The 16,875-nt window shown below is 63.6% G+C and carries 13 protein-coding genes; 6 read left to right on the top strand and 7 right to left on the bottom strand.

The window, feature by feature from the left end; translation table 11 throughout:
- Window positions 1–13: 13 nt before the first annotated feature.
- Entirely contained in the window at window positions 14–1,321 is a 1,308-nt protein-coding gene (tssK, locus tag ACETPF_RS12225; protein ID WP_373934759.1) for a type VI secretion system baseplate subunit TssK, read from the bottom strand.
- Between tssK and ACETPF_RS12220 the strand changes: the two genes are divergently transcribed.
- Window positions 1,280–1,423 (top strand): hypothetical protein, encoded by a 144-nt coding sequence (locus ACETPF_RS12220; RefSeq protein WP_373934796.1) that lies wholly within the window; start codon window positions 1,280–1,282, stop codon window positions 1,421–1,423. The genes tssK and ACETPF_RS12220 overlap by 42 nt on opposite strands.
- 35 nt (window positions 1,424–1,458) lie before the next feature.
- Here the strand turns inward: ACETPF_RS12220 and ACETPF_RS12215 are convergent, their stop codons facing one another.
- The 5 genes from ACETPF_RS12215 to tssE are packed head-to-tail and all read right to left on the bottom strand — an operon-like array spanning window position 1,459 to window position 9,932.
- Entirely contained in the window at window positions 1,459–3,882 is a 2,424-nt protein-coding gene (locus ACETPF_RS12215; protein ID WP_373934758.1) for a serine/threonine-protein kinase, read from the bottom strand.
- A gap of 31 nt (window positions 3,883–3,913) precedes the next feature.
- Entirely contained in the window at window positions 3,914–6,550 is a 2,637-nt protein-coding gene (gene tssH, locus ACETPF_RS12210) for a type VI secretion system ATPase TssH (protein ID WP_373934757.1), read from the bottom strand.
- Window positions 6,551–6,553: 3 nt separating this feature from the next.
- Window positions 6,554–7,585 carry a type VI secretion system baseplate subunit TssG gene (gene tssG / locus ACETPF_RS12205; protein ID WP_373934756.1) on the bottom strand — a complete coding sequence of 344 codons (1,032 nt, stop codon included), beginning with the start codon at window positions 7,583–7,585 and terminating at the stop codon, window positions 6,554–6,556.
- Window positions 7,549–9,402, bottom strand: a complete 1,854-nt coding sequence (gene tssF / locus ACETPF_RS12200; RefSeq protein WP_373934755.1) for a type VI secretion system baseplate subunit TssF — start codon at window positions 9,400–9,402, stop codon at window positions 7,549–7,551. The genes tssG and tssF overlap by 37 nt, the downstream gene beginning before the upstream one ends.
- A complete protein-coding gene (tssE, locus tag ACETPF_RS12195) occupies window positions 9,402–9,932 on the bottom strand; it encodes a type VI secretion system baseplate subunit TssE (protein WP_373934754.1) in 531 nt (176 codons plus the stop codon). Before tssE ends, tssF begins: the two co-directional genes overlap by 1 nt.
- A gap of 407 nt (window positions 9,933–10,339) precedes the next feature.
- Here tssE and ACETPF_RS12190 point away from each other — a divergent pair, with 407 nt between their 5' ends.
- On the top strand, window positions 10,340–11,041 hold the full coding sequence (locus tag ACETPF_RS12190; RefSeq protein WP_373934753.1) for an outer membrane protein: 702 nt from the start codon (window positions 10,340–10,342) through the stop codon (window positions 11,039–11,041).
- Window positions 11,042–11,327: 286 nt separating this feature from the next.
- On the opposite strand, the gene ACETPF_RS12185 is transcribed toward ACETPF_RS12190, so the two are convergent.
- Entirely contained in the window at window positions 11,328–11,903 is a 576-nt protein-coding gene (locus ACETPF_RS12185; protein ID WP_373934752.1) for a cell wall hydrolase, read from the bottom strand.
- Between the two features lie 311 nt (window positions 11,904–12,214).
- Between ACETPF_RS12185 and ACETPF_RS12180 the strand changes: the two genes are divergently transcribed.
- The 4 genes from ACETPF_RS12180 to ACETPF_RS12165 are packed head-to-tail and all read left to right on the top strand — an operon-like array spanning window position 12,215 to window position 16,837.
- Window positions 12,215–13,852 carry a ShlB/FhaC/HecB family hemolysin secretion/activation protein gene (locus tag ACETPF_RS12180; protein WP_373934751.1) on the top strand — a complete coding sequence of 546 codons (1,638 nt, stop codon included), beginning with the start codon at window positions 12,215–12,217 and terminating at the stop codon, window positions 13,850–13,852.
- 38 nt (window positions 13,853–13,890) lie between these two features.
- On the top strand, window positions 13,891–15,666 hold the full coding sequence (locus tag ACETPF_RS12175; RefSeq protein ID WP_373934750.1) for a DUF2341 domain-containing protein: 1,776 nt from the start codon (window positions 13,891–13,893) through the stop codon (window positions 15,664–15,666).
- A gap of 24 nt (window positions 15,667–15,690) precedes the next feature.
- Window positions 15,691–16,092 (top strand): ExbD/TolR family protein, encoded by a 402-nt coding sequence (locus ACETPF_RS12170; protein ID WP_328281275.1) that lies wholly within the window; start codon window positions 15,691–15,693, stop codon window positions 16,090–16,092.
- Between the two features lie 28 nt (window positions 16,093–16,120).
- Entirely contained in the window at window positions 16,121–16,837 is a 717-nt protein-coding gene (locus ACETPF_RS12165; RefSeq protein ID WP_373934749.1) for an energy transducer TonB family protein, read from the top strand.
- Window positions 16,838–16,875 lie beyond the last annotated feature (38 nt).

Raw genomic sequence — 16,875 nt, 5'->3', positions numbered from 1 at the left:
TCGGTCCCCATGCTCATCGCGCACCCGGCTTCACCCACCAGAGTTCAAGCCCGAGATCCGGCCAGTCGCCCGCAACGTGAAGGCCCAGCGCAGGACTGGTGGCGAAATCGGCCCAGTCTGCAACCGAACGGTCGAGTTCAAAATATACATGTCCCGACAGGGTGCGCAGCTGCGGCGGCAGGACAGGCGCATGGGCGAGCGGGATTCCGGCAAGGGCGGAATCAACGATCTGCCGCATTTTCTGCACTGCACCGATCTTGGCGACAGCTGGAAAGCGTGCGCGGATTTCATCAAGCGGCATGCGTGCCCGTACGGCCAGATAGAAATGGCCGAATTTGAAGAGATTGTGATCGGTAATCCGTGAAGTGTAGATGCCCGGTCCTGCTTGCTGCAGCGGCAGTTGCGCGGCGGCACGGTCATAGACAGCGGACAAAGCGGCCTGCAGCGCCTCAACAACCGGTTCGAATGTCAGCTGCAACTGAGTGTGATCATAGGCCAGGAAGGGTAGCGGTCGCCGATCGACGCGGGTCAGCGTGCCCAATTCACCGGCCATGCTGACAAAGATTTCGTACAACCGTTCGGGATGGACGTGGGGCAGGCTGGCGAGATGCTCCAGTTGCGCCTTCCAGCGATTGAGCGCCATCAGCAGCAGGAAGCTGGCGAACGTGTCCGATCCGCCCTCGGTCGCTTCCACCGCCCGCAGCGACAATTCTTCAACCCGTTGACCGGTGCGACCGATGATATCTGAAAGGAAGCCGTGAAGCCGGGCATGACCGCGTATGTCCAGCATCGGCGCAATATGACGATCATCGAAGCTGACAACGCCATTCCGCCATTCGCGTACGCGCGCCAACGCCACTGTTACACGGCCCTGAACCTGCTCGCGGCTGATGCCGAACTGCATATTGGGTCGCGCCACCTCGATCGGCTCACGGCTTCGTTCTTCAGAGAAGACGTCGGATATGGTCTCGTCGCCGACAATGAAACGCGCGGCATCGGCACCATGCTCACCCTCGACGCGAAAGACGACGCCCCCATCCTGCATCGCGGGAAGCGTGAGATGGACGGTCAGATCACGCGCATCGGAAGGGATATCGATTGGCGGCGGGGTCGGCAAATCATCGGGCATGGCAAAGCTCGTCCCGTCAGGCATCAGGCCAACCAGCCTTTGGATGCCAAACTTACCCAAGGCCGCGAGGTCAGCATCGAGCTTCAACTCGATGACACCCCAGGGATAGGGGTGCACGGCACGCAAATGCGCCGCCATAACCGAAGCGACATGGCGATCCTGCTGTTGGAAATGCTGGGGCCGAAGAAACATGCCTTCGCGCCACGCTACTCGTCCATTCTGGGTCACTGGGTGTACTCGCTCATGCCTTTGGAATGGCGGGCGTGGGTTTCAACGCTGTTTCCCGGCGTGTAGCCGGACCTTACAGTCGTAATCTCAGGCGCCGTGCATCAGTAGATCCTGTCGATCGACTTGGGCGGCAGGGCAGTCTCGGGATCTTTCGATCTGGCGCACCGATCGCTGGCGAGGCGCGTCCATCGACCATAACGACCACCCATCGCCTCGATCCGGCCGTCATAGCGGCGCAATGCCACGTCGCCCGACTGCCCCGATTGGACAGAACAACTTTTGCCGAATATCCGGTCGCTGCATCCCGAGAGCGAGGCATAGCCCATCTCCCGCCATCGGCCGTCGTAACGACGGCAGGCAGCATAATCGGGCTTGTGCTCGTCAGCAGCCGCCCCGGCCTTCTCTTTCTCTGGTCCAGCTGCAGGGGCCATATAAGGCATGGTCGCCATGCGACGCGATCGAGCGTTGGGTGGCGCAGTTCCTTCGCTGGACTTGGCTGCCATGGCTTGAGTGGGATCGGCCTGCTCATCGGTCAACGAAAACCAAGCCATACGGACTGACCATCCTTGACTGCGCCCTGCCTTTATCAGAGCCGCTGTCCAGTCCAGCGTCGATGCCGCATCCTGTCCCCTTACCAGCCCCAGAGCTGGTTGCAGCGGCGCTTCCACCATCGCGATCCCCATCACGCCCTTGGCATTTTCACACAGGGTAATGCGCGTGCGGCCATTCCCGATTTCACCGAACCTGTCAGGGTAGCGTTGGCCGAGCGCCTTGAGCGCGGCGCGATTCTCGCTGATCAGACGGACCCGGCCGGACGGAAGAACGGCCAGGAGAGCAAATTCATTCGCCGGATCGGCGGGTGCTGCGGTCACGACCGGCCGCGCATAGGCGCCCAAGGGGCACCCCTGCGCGCCCCTCGCCAGTTCGAAACTGGACTGTTCTGCACGCAGCGTCGGAATAGTGTGGCTATCAATCGCTCGAAATTTCCGGAGCGCATCCACGGCAGGACATTGCCCGTCTGCGAGCCGCAACACACCTGTGCCGTCTACCGTCGCCGCACCGATGTCCATTGTCTGGACGGACTGCATGGCCGCTTCACTGGCAGCTGCCGGATTTGCAGCCGCACCATGCAGGAGCAGATCGTCCCCGTCATTCTGACGCGCGCTCCAATCCAACCAAGCACACCCAAGTTCGGGCGAGGCGACTTCCACCATGGACACAATATCGGCTGTGGTCGAAGCCGGCGTCACATGCTGCGACGAAGCGAAGGACGAAGCTTCCTGATGCTCGCGCATCATCCAGTAGAAGCTGACGCCTCCAACGATGAGAGTTGCCAGCGCGACCAGAGCGATGCGGCGTCCCCGGGCGAGCCGAGGCGCGCGGGCGACCTTGTTCGGCTTGGTTTCACTTCCGCCCTGTGTTCTGGTCACGATAACCCCGGCTTTCGACATCGGTGGGGTCAATGGCAATGTGCTGTCGATCGGCGCAAAAACCGTCAGTTCCGCAGCCATATCCGACGCTTGCTTCACGCGCACGGCTGGCGACGTGTTCGCAACTTTCCGCCACAGCGCTCTGATGGCAGAAACGCGACGCCGGTGCTCACTGTCTCGTTGCCTGCCGGGTTTCGAAGCCAGTGGGGTCAGTTGCTCTAATGCCGCCCGCACGTCAGACATGGCGCCCATCCGTTGCCGGGGATCGGGGGTTAGCATCCGGGCAAGCAGCGGGCGCAGGATGTCGGGAACCTCAGTCAAGTCGGGCTTGCTGCGTCGACGCTCCACCGCTTCTGCCAGCGATGACCCCATGTCAGGCGCCTTGCCGCGTGCAAATGCGATCAGGACGAGTGCAAGGCTGTAGACATCGGTCCATGGCCCGATCGATCGGCCGAAATCCCCGAATTGTTCGGGCGCGACATAGCCGATCTTGCCGGCAAACCCATCGCCGATGACGGTTTCGGCGCCGACCGCCAGATCGCGCGCGATGCCGAAATCAATGATCTTGGCCTCGCCAATCCCGCCTTCCCCGATCAGAACATTGTCGGGGGAAATGTCGCGATGGATAGCGCCGGCGACATGCGCGGCCTCCAGCCCATCAGCCAGCCGTCGCCCGAGCGCCTGAATGTCAGCGACGGTCGCGGACTGGCCGTTCAGCAAGTCCAGCAGCGGGCGACCGTCTATAAAATCGGTCACGATATAGGTCACATCGATCCTTGGATCGCGGGCCAGGACACGGTAATGGGCGATGGCGGGGTGCGATAATTGGGTGAGGATCCGCGCTTCCTTGCGGAACATCGCCTGTACCTTGCTGTCGCTGGCCAGATGTCGATGCACGACCTTGATGGCGACCCGCTCGTCGGTTTCGACGTTCGTGCCCTCGAACACCTGACCCATGCCACCGCGCGCAACGGCGCGTTCGACACGGTAGATGCCGTTCAGGATCAGGCCGGGCCGGACTTCGCCATGGGCAAGCCTATCCGCCGGTTCCGATGCAGGCGGCGGGATGTCGGGTGGAAGCGTGCCGTCGGTCATGGGCGCACCGCCAGGCTGGGCAGGATCGACGTCACTCCGCCGCCTCCATGACCTGCGCCGTCGCGCGGCCCAGCCGGTAGGTGAAGCAATCTTCGCCGACCGCAATCCTGAGCGCGCTCACCTGATCCCCGACGGCCTGTCGTTCCAGCAACAGGCGTGCGATGTCGGGCAGCATATGGTTGGTAAGGATCGCGTCGATCATCCGGCCGCCCGACGCCGGTTCGGTGCAGCGCGACACGATATGGTCGGCCACCGCATCGTCATAATCGACCGTGATGCCGTGATTGTCGTCGATCCGTCGTTGAACCTGCCGCAGCTTGAGCGCGACGATCCGTTCCAGCATTGGCCGAGACAGTGGGCGATAGGGCAGGACGATGAGCCGTCCCAGCAAGGCTGGAGGGAAGGTCTTGAGCAATTCGGGACGCAACGCGCCGACCAGTTGCGCGTCGTCGCGCTCGATTTCGCCGTCGCCCGTCAAAGCGCAGATGCTGTCCGTGCCGACATTGGACGTCAGCAGGATCAGCGTGTTGCGAAAGTCGATGTACCGACCCTCTGAGTCTTCCATATAGCCCTTGTCGAACACCTGGAAGAACATCTCATGGACGTCAGGATGTGCCTTTTCGACCTCATCGAGCAGGACCACGGAATAGGGCCTACGCCGCACCGCTTCGGTCAGCACCCCGCCCTGCCCGAAGCCTATATAGCCAGCCGGCGCGCCCTTCAGTGTGGAGACGGTATGCGCTTCTTGATATTCGCTCATATTGATGACGATCAGGCTATCGTCGCCCGAATGGACCAGTTCCGCCAGCGCGTGCGCAGTCTCGGTCTTGCCGACGCCCGACGGACCGCACAGCATGAAGACGCCCACCGGCTTGTTGGGATCGTCCAGCCGCGCGCGGCTGGTCTGGACCCGGCGCGCGATCATGTCGAGCGCGCCGTCCTGACCGATCACCCGCTCGCGCAGCCGTTCGGCCAGTGTCAGAGTCGCGCCGATCTCGTCCTTTACCATCCGGCCAACCGGGATGCCGGTCCAGTCCTGAACCACGGCAGCCACGGCGCCGGCATCCACTTCTCCGAACATCAACGGATCATCGCCCTGGATGACGCGCAGTTCTTCCAGCGCCTTGTCCAGCGCCGCAGTGTCATCACCTTGCTTCGCGTCACGCGCTGCGCGAACCGCCGCCAGCAATGCCTTTTCGCGTTGCCAGCGTGCCTCTACCTCGCTCAGTTCAATGCGGGCTGCGGCCAGTTCCTCCTCAAGCGCTTCGATTGATCCGCCGTCGGTATAACGCCCGGCCGCTTCCCGCCGCACCGCAGCCAGTTCGATGTCCAGCAGGGCGATGCGCCGCCGGCAATCCTCCACCACCGCCGGGGTCGCATGTTGAGAAATGGCGACCCGGGCGGCCGCCGTGTCCAGCAGGCTGACGGCCTTGTCGGGCAGGTGCCGCGCGGGAATATAGCGCTGCGACAGGGTGACGGCGGCTTCCACCGCCTCACGCAGGATGGGGACGCCATGATGCGCCTCCATCACCCCGCAGATCGACCCCAGCATGGCGATGGCGTTGACCGTGTCGGGCTCGCCGATATGCACCGGCTGGAAGCGTCGGGTGAGGGCGGGGTCCTTTTCGAAATATTGGCGATATTCCGACCATGTGGTCGCCGCGATGGTGCGCAGCCGGCCACGAGCGAGCGCGGGCTTCAGCAGGTTGGCGGCGTCTCCCGTCCCCGCCGCGCCGCCGGCGCCGATCAGGCTGTGCGCTTCATCGATGAAGAGGATGATGGGCGTAGCGGCGGCTTCGACAGCGTCGATGACATGCCGCAAGCGCTTTTCAAATTCGCCCTTCACGCTCGCGCCCGCTTGGAGCAGGCCGATGTCGAGCATGGCGAGGCGCACATTGCGCAGCGATGGCGGCACGTCGCCATCGGCGATGCGCCGCGCCAGCCCTTCCACAACGGCGGTCTTGCCGACGCCCGCCTCGCCGGTCAGAATCGGGTTGTTCTGTCGTCGGCGCAGCAATATGTCGATCATCTGGCGGATTTCCGCGTCGCGGCCGATCACCGCGTCAATCTCGCCGCGCCGCGCCTTTTCGGTAAGGTCGGTCGAAAAGCGCGCCAGCGCCTCACTGCTCTGCCCCGCCCCCTGTGGCGCGGCGTCGGCCGGTTCGGCGTCGCCGGTCGACGCCCCCACGTCTTCGGCCGAACCAGCCACGATTGCGGCGAAGTCCGCGTTCAGGCGGTCGGCCGGGATCTGGCGGAAGGTCGCCGAAATGGCGTAGAACGCATTGCGCAGCGTGGGCGTGGTCAGCATCGCGACAATCAGATGGCCGGACCGGATTTGCCGCTGCCCGAACCCCAGCGACGCCAGCAGCCAGGCGCGTTCGATCGCTTCCTCAATCTGCGGCGCGAAGTCCGAAATGGCCGATGCCCCGCGCGGCAGGGTGTCGAGCGCGCTCACCACATCCTGCGCAAGCCGCGCTTCGTCCAGGCCATAGTGCGTTCGGATCGCGGCCATATCGTTGCGCGGGTCCTGCAACAGAAGCTGCACCCAATGGACCAGCTCCACATAGGGGTTGCCGCGCATCCGGCAAAAGCTGGTCGCGCTCTCGATGGATTTGAGCGTGGTGGGATTGAGGCGTCCGAACAGGGACGATCGGCTTATTCCAGTCATGTTTTACCTCACAGATGCGTAGCGGCGCGATTGCGCCCGCCCGATGCGGGCGTCCTTGCGCAGGCGAGGGACGGCGGCGTCAGGCGCGAGCCAACTGGTCCAGCCCAGCCGCGTCTGACCGCCCAGCCCCGCAGGCGGCGCCTCCGCCTCCATCACGGCCAATTCTATTTCCCAGTCCAGCCGGGCTGGGGCGAAGGCGCCCAGCGCCTCGTTCAGGACAGCGAAGCGCTTGGAACCAGGCAGAAGAGCCTGATAATCGCGGAATGATGCGAGCAGGATCGTGACGCGAAACGCCGCGTCCGCCACCTCCACCTGCGTGCCCGCGACGGCATCGCTGCCTAGTCCGGCAAAGGACCGGCCCAGGCGCGAACGGTCATCCGGCTCGATGGAACGCCAGCGCGGCACGAATTCGGTGATCCTGACGGTGGCGCGCAGCAGGTCGCTCAGCGCATCCTCGATCCCGACGGCGCTGCGCGGCGAGGCATAGAGCGCGGCGTAGCGGAGCCGGGCAGCCTTAGGGAAGACCGCTTCTTCCGGCACGCCCATATAGGCGCCTGTCAGGTCGGCGAGCATCCCCGCGAAGCGATCGTCGCGCGGGCGGTCGGCATTGGCAGCCGGATTGCCGCTGGCCCAGGCGCGGTAAAAGAGCTGCAACATCCGGCCTGAAACCAGGTCAAGAAAATCGCCATAGGGCTGGCTGGCCGAATAGCGGCGTTCGTAAGACGCAAATTCGCTCAGATGCAGCGGCATCGGCCCCATCGGCCCCGTCAGCCCGAGCCAATGGCCTTCGACATGGACGCGACCATCCTTCGCCGCCAGCGCATGGACCGATGCGGCAGGAAAGGCGAGCATCGGCGGCTGGCTGAGGTCCGCCACATTCTGACCGGGCAACCGTGCCTCGCCGATGCGCGGACGGTCCTGCATCCGCGCCTCCAGCGCCCGCAGCAGCGCGAACGGCGCGAAGCGGTGGGCATTGCCGCCCGCCTGTCGCAGGAAGCTCATATCGGACGGCGTCGGCTGAGGCGGGCGGGCCACTGGACAAAGCGTCCTTCATGGACGCTGTCGAAGGCCGCTTCGGTGAAGCTGTTGACGGTCGCGAATTCGGCCAGAAACTGCTCAAGCACGGCCGAGAACAGGAACATGCGGCCATTGTCGAAACTTGCATCGTCGAGCTGGATGCGAAGATGCTCGCCGGTGACGAAACCCGTGCGCACGCGGCCAGGCGCGCGCCGCATGACCGGTTCGCCCTTTATCGACAGCAGGCCGTCAATCTGTCTGCGCGGGCCTGGTTCATCGACATGCGCATACAGCGCGAGATGCTGGCGCAGCGCGTCGGGACTACCGCATTCGCTGACGAACGAGGTATAATTGGGCGTGAGATGCGCGATCACGCGCCAGGCGGCATCGCCGATCCCACGCGGCGGGCGGGGGCGCGTCGGCATATGCAGTAGCCGGATCGCGCGCACCGGCGCATTCTGCAACCGCAGATCGGTGACGCCGTCCAACCGCAGCCGATAGGCCAGTTCGCGGTTGGTGACGAGCGCGCGGATCGCCAGTTCCCGGACATCCTCCAGCCGGACAGCATCGCCCGGCGCGGTCAAGCTGATCCAGCTTTCCGTGCCGAGATAGTCGGTGCGGCGGCGGCTCCGCTGCTCCCGCGTCGACAGACGGCGGGGCTTCAGCCGCACATCGTAGAAAAGCGCTTGGTTCCAGTCATAGAAAAGCTGGGCATAACCAAACAGCGGCGCGACCGTTTGCCCGCCGCCGCGTTCGCCGCCATGGGCCGTGACGTCAAGCAGCCGGAATATCTCGAAATCAAGCGGCCGGGCGCGATCGCCTATGACCTGCCACTCCTGGTCGAAGGCGCTGACCGGCACGCGATCGATCTGTTTTTCGAACAGGTTGATAAGGGGCGTGGAGAATAGACGGAAATTGTCCGTGGTCAGCGCGCCCGCGATCGTTGGCACCGTGCGCCGGAAGAGCAGGATCACGTCGCACATGTCGTCACATTGCGCGAAGGCCCGGTCCAGGCCGCGCAGCCCGACGAAGTGGAAGCGCTGTGGCATGGTGAAATATTCGGCGAGCAGGCGATAGCCCCGGAAGGATCGCGCATCAGCCGGCAGCAGCGCCTCATCGTCATCAAACCCGATCTGTTCGGGCAGGGGTAGGCGCGTCGCGACCGGTTGCGCCGCGCCGGACGGCAGCGATACGACCGCCAGGCAATCGCCGATGATCTGTCGATATAATTCGCCCGGCAGCGCTTCGACGCCGTCCAGATAGACAGGCACCATGGTCGGCGACAGCGCCTTCAGGCTGGCGCCCCCGGTCGCGCGGAACCGGATGCGCAGCCCCGCCTCTGCATCAGGCTGCGCCAAGCCATAAGCACCCAGGCTTGCGCGGGTCGCCAGATATTCCACTTCCGCGATCTGGATTGGCCAGAGCGTGACGGGGTGCGCGGTCCGAAAAGCGACATGCGATCCGACATCATCATCGGCAGTTGCGTCGGCCATCGTGCCACGCGCGATTTCGACACCCTTACCCAGCGCCGCACCATCCTCGCGCGGCTCGAACGCGGCGATGCACATGGCAGGCGTGGGGGAGACGTAATGGGGCTGAAGCGCGCTCAGCAACTGTTGGGTGAAGGCGGGAAACTGATCCTGCAACTTCAGGCGGACCCGAGCGCTCAGGAAAGCGACGCCTTCCAGCAAACGCTCGACATGGGGGTCGGGATCGCCCGGTGCGTCGAGGCCTAGCCGGCCTGCCACAGCGGCATGCTCGATCCCAAATTCACGCGCCGATTCCCGCAGATAGACGAGTTCGTCGTTGTAGATTTTGAGAAGGCGGTGATCCATTACAGCCCCGTCACCGCAACAGCGCCCGTATCGACCTCCACGTCGGTGCGCACTTCCATGTTCATGGCGTCGAGCGCCTGGGAAATGTCGCCCCGAATGGTGAAGGAAATCACGTTGGGCCGATCTTGCGCGATCTCCGGCTCCACGGTCACGCTGGCGCGCGCCACTCGCGGTTCGAAATGCTGCACTGCGCGGCGCATCTCCCGCGCCCGGCTCTCCACGCCCTGCCGATGGAGCAGCTTGCCAGATAGGTCGCCCAGCCCGAAATTGAGCACCGATGTCGCCACTTCGGGCAGGTCGGTCAGATCCTGCCCGGCTTGAAAACAGGTGGTGTTCAACAACCAGTTAAGTTCACGAAGGACGGTCGATCGCAAAGCAGCTTCGTTGAATCGTTCGAGGCAGGGGATGTTATGATATCGCAGATCGGACCGTCCGAGCGCGGACAGGCCGCTGGCGTCATTACGCAATCCGTCCAGAGACAGGTCTGCCACCAGCTTGTCGAACAGGGTCGGATTTGCTTGCCTAGCCATAGTCGGACGTCTGCTAGGCCGAGACTGCAGAATGGTTTCGACCGCATGCGTCGTCCGTTACGGATGTCGCAAGACTATCAGAGTCTTGAATCCGGCGCGCATCGAGGCGGCAGATGCTGGCGATGGCATCGCCCTGCGCAGTCAGATCAGGATGAGGTCAGCTCCCAGCTCCTGGTAATATTCAACATCTTGTCCTCAGTCCATGGATGACATGCGCTCTACCGCCTACGCATACGCGTCTGCGTGTCACCCCCCGCAACCTACATCGGTAGCTTTGATACCGCATTCTTGTGATCAAGATGAAAGCGTCGGCTGCGCAATGCCATCCGCCTGATGTGCCGAGGAAATCGGTCGTCAGATCCGCCTTGGGACATGGGTCCGGGCGTTGATCACCAAAGGGAGCAATCATGAAACGCGCTTTAATTTTCCTGCCTGTCCTCGCCCTCATGTCAGCCATCCCGACCCAAGCGTCGGCCAAAGATGCCAATATCTATGGCGGTCTGTTCATTGGAGACCGCCTGGGCGAGGGGCAGACCTTCGAAGGCGCGAATATCGCCGGGGCACCGCGCGTCATCCAAACCCCGACCAAGGACGGGCTGGTCGGCGGCGCGATGATCGGTGTCGTCGTGGCCGACGCGAACTGGGGCCGCATTCGGACCGAAGCGGAATTAAGCGCTGGCAAGAACGACATTCGCAGGCTCACGCTGAACGGCGTGCAGCGCGACCTGCTCAGCGGCCGCAAATCGGTGACGACCACCATGCTGAACGTCGCATATGACACGCCCAAGATATGGGACCGTATCCGCTTTACAGTCGGCGGCGGTGCCGGGGCGGCCAGCATCGACTACGACATCGAATATAATGTCGCCGCGGCTGGTCCCAGGATCCAGATCCCGACCAACGCCACGGGCAAGGTCGCGCTGCAGGCGATCGGTGGCGTCTCGTTCGAGGTCGTAAAGAATTTCGAATTGACGGCAGATGCGCGATATCTGCATGTCGGGAAGCATAATGTCGAACGCTATAACTTCAGCACCGGAACATTGGATTCCGTCCTGAGAACGGATTACGATAGCACCTCGATTACGGCAGGATTGCGCTTCTTCTTCTGAAGAGGCCGCTGGCCGGGCAGGGTATGAACGTTTGCCCCGTCCGGTCAGCGCAGCCCTGGGCGTCGGCGCGTTGCTCAAGACGTGGCCGATTGCTTTTGAAGCATGGCGGTGGGCAGGTGCTAGATCTACAGACGGCGGCGGCCAGCGCTCTGCCTTCATGCTGAGCCTCAGAACCGTCTCCATGAAATGCTTCCCTGGAAATGAGCGACCTGCACTTTCCCTGCGGCTGCTTGCCCGCGACTATGATGCAGAAAGATGGCGTCTGTGCGTCGCCTTCGCAATATCGTCAGTGTGCCGAAGCGGCTGCAGCGCTCAGCTTGATACCCCAGATGCTGGGTTCGGCAACGGTAGGCTTAGCTGCGGCGAGCGCGAACGCAGTGCGCGTCCTTGTATCGCCCGGTATTTTGCGCGCGTAGAAGATGTGCCGGCCAATCTTCTCCTTGCGTATCAACCCCAGCCTCCAGGCGGGAGCCACATAGTCGGCATGATAGTTTAGGAGAGGTTCCGCCTCGGCGACTGGCACAGGCTGATCGAGCGCCAGCATCCTTCGCGCGACCTGCTCCGCCCTGTCCCAAAGATCTGCGACAGGCCGGCGGCGCAGCGAACCGTCGCAGGTGAAGCTGAACTGGCAGCCGGTGGCGCGCGCATGGCCCTGCCATACGACGCCGCAAACAGACGCGGGATAGGAGCGTTGGCGCGTGCGATTCAGGATGACGCGCGCGACCGCCTCCTGCCCGGCTTGGGGCTCGTGTGCGCTTTCATAATAGATGGCTGTCGTGAGACAGGTCTGCTCGGTTTCCGGGGTCACTGCATCAGCGGACGACGGCGCGGTGATCAGGGATGGCGGCAATACCGCCTCCACCCGGCCCGATATGAGCGCGACAGCCAGCAGGGCAAGCGGGCGCGCATATCGGGCTGCTCCGATTCTTGTCCGCATATGCTTCATGGCCGTCCCCCGACGAATCGATGACGACATGACGCCCTATTGATGAAACTTTTATGTCAAAATTCCGATGAACGCGGTCGAGAACCTTGTAAATACAATGAAAACAGGGATTTTTGCGGCTGCGGTAAATTGTCTTAAAACTATAGCATTTGGCTCCTAATCAAACCGCGCGTCTTGCAACGGGCGCAGTGGGGTGCCGGTTCGCTGGCTTTTGGTATTGGGGTTTTATGCCGTTACTGGCGGGGCTTAGCACCATCGTGCTGGTGGCGGCGATGCCGCAGGCGGGCGATTCGGTCGTTACAGCGCAACAGGAGTCGGAAACGGCGGCTGCCGCGCCTGTAACCTCCGACAGCTTCGACATCATGGCTTATGACGTGCTGGGCAACAGCCTGCTGAACCAGGACGCGATCGAGCGGGCCGTCTATCCCTATCTCGGCCCTGGCCGCAGTCCCGCCGACATCGAATCCGCCCGCGCCGCGCTTGAAAAAGCCTATCATGCCAAGGGCTATCAGTCGGTCGTGGTTCAGGTCGCCGAGCAGGGGCTGACTTCCGGCGTTCTGGCGCTTCAGGTGACCGAGGCGAAGCTGGGCGAGATCAAGATCACCGGCGCCAAACATGCGAGCGCGCAGGATATTCAGCGTCGCTTCCCTTCGCTCCGGCCCGGCCAGTCGCCTAACCTCACCCAGACAGAAGCGGAACTCAAGGAGGCCAACCGCTTCCCCAATCGCCAGGTGACGCCGCTGATCGAGCCGGGTGAAACGCCGGGCACGATCAACGTCGAGCTGAATGTCGAGGACAGCCTGCCGCTGCACGCGACGGTCCAACTCAGCAATGATTACAGCCAGGGCACACGTCCGCTGCGCCTGCTCGGCAGCCTCCGCCACACCGACCTCTGGGGCGTTGGTCATCAGTTGACGGCGACTTATCTGGTCGCGCCGCAGAACAAGAAGAATCTGGAGGTCTATTCCGGATCCTATCTCGCCCCGTTCGAGAATAGCCGCTGGTCGATGCTGCTCTATGGCTACAAGTCGAACAGCAATATTGCCTCGCTGGGCGGCACAAACGTGTTGGGCGATGGCTATGCGGTGGGCCTGCGTGGCATTATCACCACGCCGTTCGAGGCCAAGGGCTGGTTCGGATCGGCGAATTTCGGCTTCGATTACAAGAATTTCAAAGAAACCATCACGATCCCCGACGTGGCTGAGCAGATCCGCACGCCGATCGATTATGTCGCGGGCGTTGCCTCCTACACGGTGGGCTTTGTAGGCGACGCCGATACGCTTAACGCCAGCGCGAGCGTGACCGCGGGCCTGCGCGGCTTCGGCAAGGATGTGATCGACATCAATGGTCAATCCTATCCGGTGTTCGGCAACAAGCGCGGCAGCCTGGATGCACGGCCCAACTTCGTCCATTTCAATCTGGACGCCGACTATACCCATGTGTTCAAGAACGACATCGCGGTCTTCCTGCGCCTGTCGGGCCAGCTGGCGGACAGCCCGCTCATTTCCAACGAGCAGTTTGCCGCCGGCGGCCTGTCGTCGGTGCGGGGCTATTATCAGTCGGAAGCGGTGGGCGACGACGGCCTCAACGGGACGATCGAACTGCGGACGCCCTCGCTCGGCAAATGGCTGGGCGGATTTGTCGATGAATGGCGCTTCTACGGCTTCACCGACGCCGCTTACATCCGCGTGCGCGATCCCGCGAGCGGCGCCAACGACAGCTTCAACTTGTTCAGCGCGGGTATCGGCACGCGCTTTCAATTCTTCAAATATCTGAGCGGCGAGGCGGTTCTGGGCTGGCCGATCGAAATGTCGGTGCGGGGCAATGCGCCCTTCGCCACCTTCAGTGTGAAAGCGGAATATTGATGGCGCGTTCTGGCGGACGCACCGGGGGAGCAGAGACGATGCGTATTGGATCCTGGCTTGCAGCATTGATGCTGAGCATGGCGGTGGCCGCGCCGGCCATGGCCGAAGGCGGCTGGTGGGAAAAGGATTGGCCTTATCGCAAGGTCGTAACGCTGGACACTACGGCGTCGGGCATGAATGTGCCGGGCGCGGTCGGCCGCAGTCTGGTGCTGGTACGGCTGCACAGCGGCAATTTCGGCTTTTCCGACAGTCTGGACAATGGCGCCGACTTGCGCTTCACCGCCGCCGACGACAAGACGCCGCTACCCTTTCACATCGAAAAATATGACGCGCAGAACCAGATCGCGATCATCTGGGTCAGCGTGCCGAACCTTAATGGCGGCGAGAAGCAGGACATCCACCTTTATTACGGCAACAAGAATGCGCCGGTTGGGCAGGACATCGCCGGGTCGTTCGACGCCGATTATGCCGCCGTCTATCATTTCAGCGACAATCCCGGCCAGCCGGTGAGCGACGCCACGGCGAACAAGAATAACAGCCAGGCCGCGCCCGCCGGCGTCAATGACGCGGCAATCATCGCCCGCGGCGGGCGCTTCCCCGGCAATGTGCCGCTGACCATCGCGGATTCGCCATCGCTGGCGATCCCGGCCGGCAGCGGCTTCACCTTCTCCGCCTGGGTCAAGCCCGATCAGCTGCCGGAACAGGCCACCATCTACGGTCGTGGCGGCCTCACCATCGCGCTGATGGCGGGCGTTCCGACTGTCGTCGCGGGCGGCGCCCAGCTTAGGGCGAATGCTGCGCTCAAGCAGGGCGACTGGTCGCATCTCGCGCTCGCGGCGGACGGAAAGACGGTCCGCCTTTACGTCAACGGGGTGGAGGCTGGCGCTGCTTCGGCCGCGCTGCCGGCGCAGGCCGGGCCGATTGCGCTCGGCGCCGGCTTCGTCGGCGAAATGGACGAGGTGCGGATTTCCAAGGTCGGCCGCTCGCCCGGCGCGATCCTGGTCGACGCGAAGAATGAGGGGCCGGGCGACAAGCTTGTGACCTTCGGCGCGGACGAGAAGCAGGGCGGCGGGCACAGCCCGATGCTCACCATTGTCCAGAACACGCCGTTCGACGCCTGGGTCGTCATCGCGATCCTGATGGTCATGCTCGTGATTGCCATCTGGGTGATGTACGCCAAGTCCGCCTATCTACGCCTCGCCATGAAGGCCAACGCCGCGTTCATGAAGCGCTTTCGCCGGCTTGACGATCTGGTGCCCTTCGACCGGATCGAGGGCATCGACGCCAAGGAGCGCGCGCTGATCGAGAAAGCCCCGCTCAAGGCGCTCTACGATGTCGGCATGGAGGAGCTTGAGCATCGCAAGGGGATGCAGATCAAGAAAAAGGGGCTGTCCGCCGAGACGATCGAGGCGATGCGGGCCTCGGTCGACGCCGAACAGGTGTTCCAGAACGAGAAGCTCGACAAATGGATGGTGCTGCTGACCATCGCGATTTCTGGAGGGCCGTTCATCGGGCTGCTGGGCACGGTGCTGGGCGTAATGCTGGTGTTCGGCGAGGTGGCCGCCGCCGGCGACGTCAACATCAACGCAATCGCGCCGGGCATCGCCGCCGCGTTGCTGGCGACCGTCGCGGGCCTTGGCGTCGCGATCCCGTCGCTGTTCGGCTATAACTATCTGAACGCGCAGGTGGTGACGATCGCCAACGAGATGCGCGTGTTCGTCGACCGGCTGATTACCCGCCTCGCCGAAACCCATCATCATATGAACCCACCGCAGCAGCCCCTGTCGGGCGACCTGCCGCAGGCCGCCGAATAAGCGCACGGCATAAGGAGACGCATCATGGATGTCGGTGGCGGACGCAAAGCCTATAACGAGATCAACATCACGCCGATGGTGGACCTCACCTTCGTGCTGCTGGTGATCTTCATCATCATGACAACGGCCAGCGTGCAGGGGATCAAGGTCGATCTGCCGAAGGCGAGCAGCGCGGCAAACCTCGCCAAGCCCAAGACGATCGCGATTACCGTGAACGATCAGGGCCAGATTTTCATGGACGCCTATCCGGTGACTCTGGCCGAGCTGGAAGCGCGGCTGCGTACCGAGAAGGCGACCAATCCCGACGTGCCGATCGTTCTGAAGGGCGATCAGGTGGTGCAATATGCCAAGGTCATGGAGGTGCTCGACCTGCTCCGCACGCTGGAGCTGAACAAGGTCGGCCTCGCTACCGGCAAGCAGAACTGACGGTCGGCGCGGGGGCGGGACGAGCCAGATGGTGAGCCAGGCAGACAGGACCGAAGGGGAAGGCCCGGGCCTCCGCAAATTCGCGGTGCCGGTGGCGGTGCTGTCGCTGTTCGTCGCGCTGGGCCTGTGGGTCTGGTCGGGCATGGACAACCGCACCGGGGTCGCCCGGCCGCCGCAGAACGCGCCGACGGTCGATCTGCTGCCGCCACCCCCTCCGCCGCCCCCGCCACCGCCCGACGAGATCAAGCCGCCCGAGCCGACCGAAGCGCCGACGCCCGATCCGACGCCTTCACCCGCGCCCGATCCGACGCCGCAAGCGCCCGCGCCCATGAGCATCAACGCGCCCGCCTCCGCCGGGTCTGACGCTTTCGGGATGCAGGCGGGCAGTGGCGGCGGCATGGGGAGCCCCGGCAGCACCGGAACCTGCGTCGGCCCCAATTGCGGGCGCGGCACCGGCGGCGGGGGCGGGATCAGCGACACATTCTACCGCCAATATCTGAGTAGCGCGCTGCAGAATGCGCTGCGGCGAGACAAGGCGATCAACCGCGAGCGCTTCACCATGACGGTGCTGATCTGGGTCGACGCCAATGGCCGCGTCACCCGCGCCGAGGCGGTCGACGGTACGGGGGACAATGCGCTCGACCAGAAGGTGATCGCTTCGCTCCGCAACGTCGCATCGCTCCGCGCGCCGCAGCCGACCATCCAATTTCCGCAGCGCACCGTCGTGCGCGGCACCAGAAGCTAAGGGAGGCGGCGCCCGCGCGCCGCGAAAAGAGGGACGGA

The sequence above is a fragment of the Sphingobium agrisoli genome (assembly GCF_041877245.1).
Classification (GTDB): domain Bacteria; phylum Pseudomonadota; class Alphaproteobacteria; order Sphingomonadales; family Sphingomonadaceae; genus Sphingobium.
Note: the sequence above shows the minus strand (reverse complement) of the source record. Positions and strands in the feature narration are given on the sequence as shown.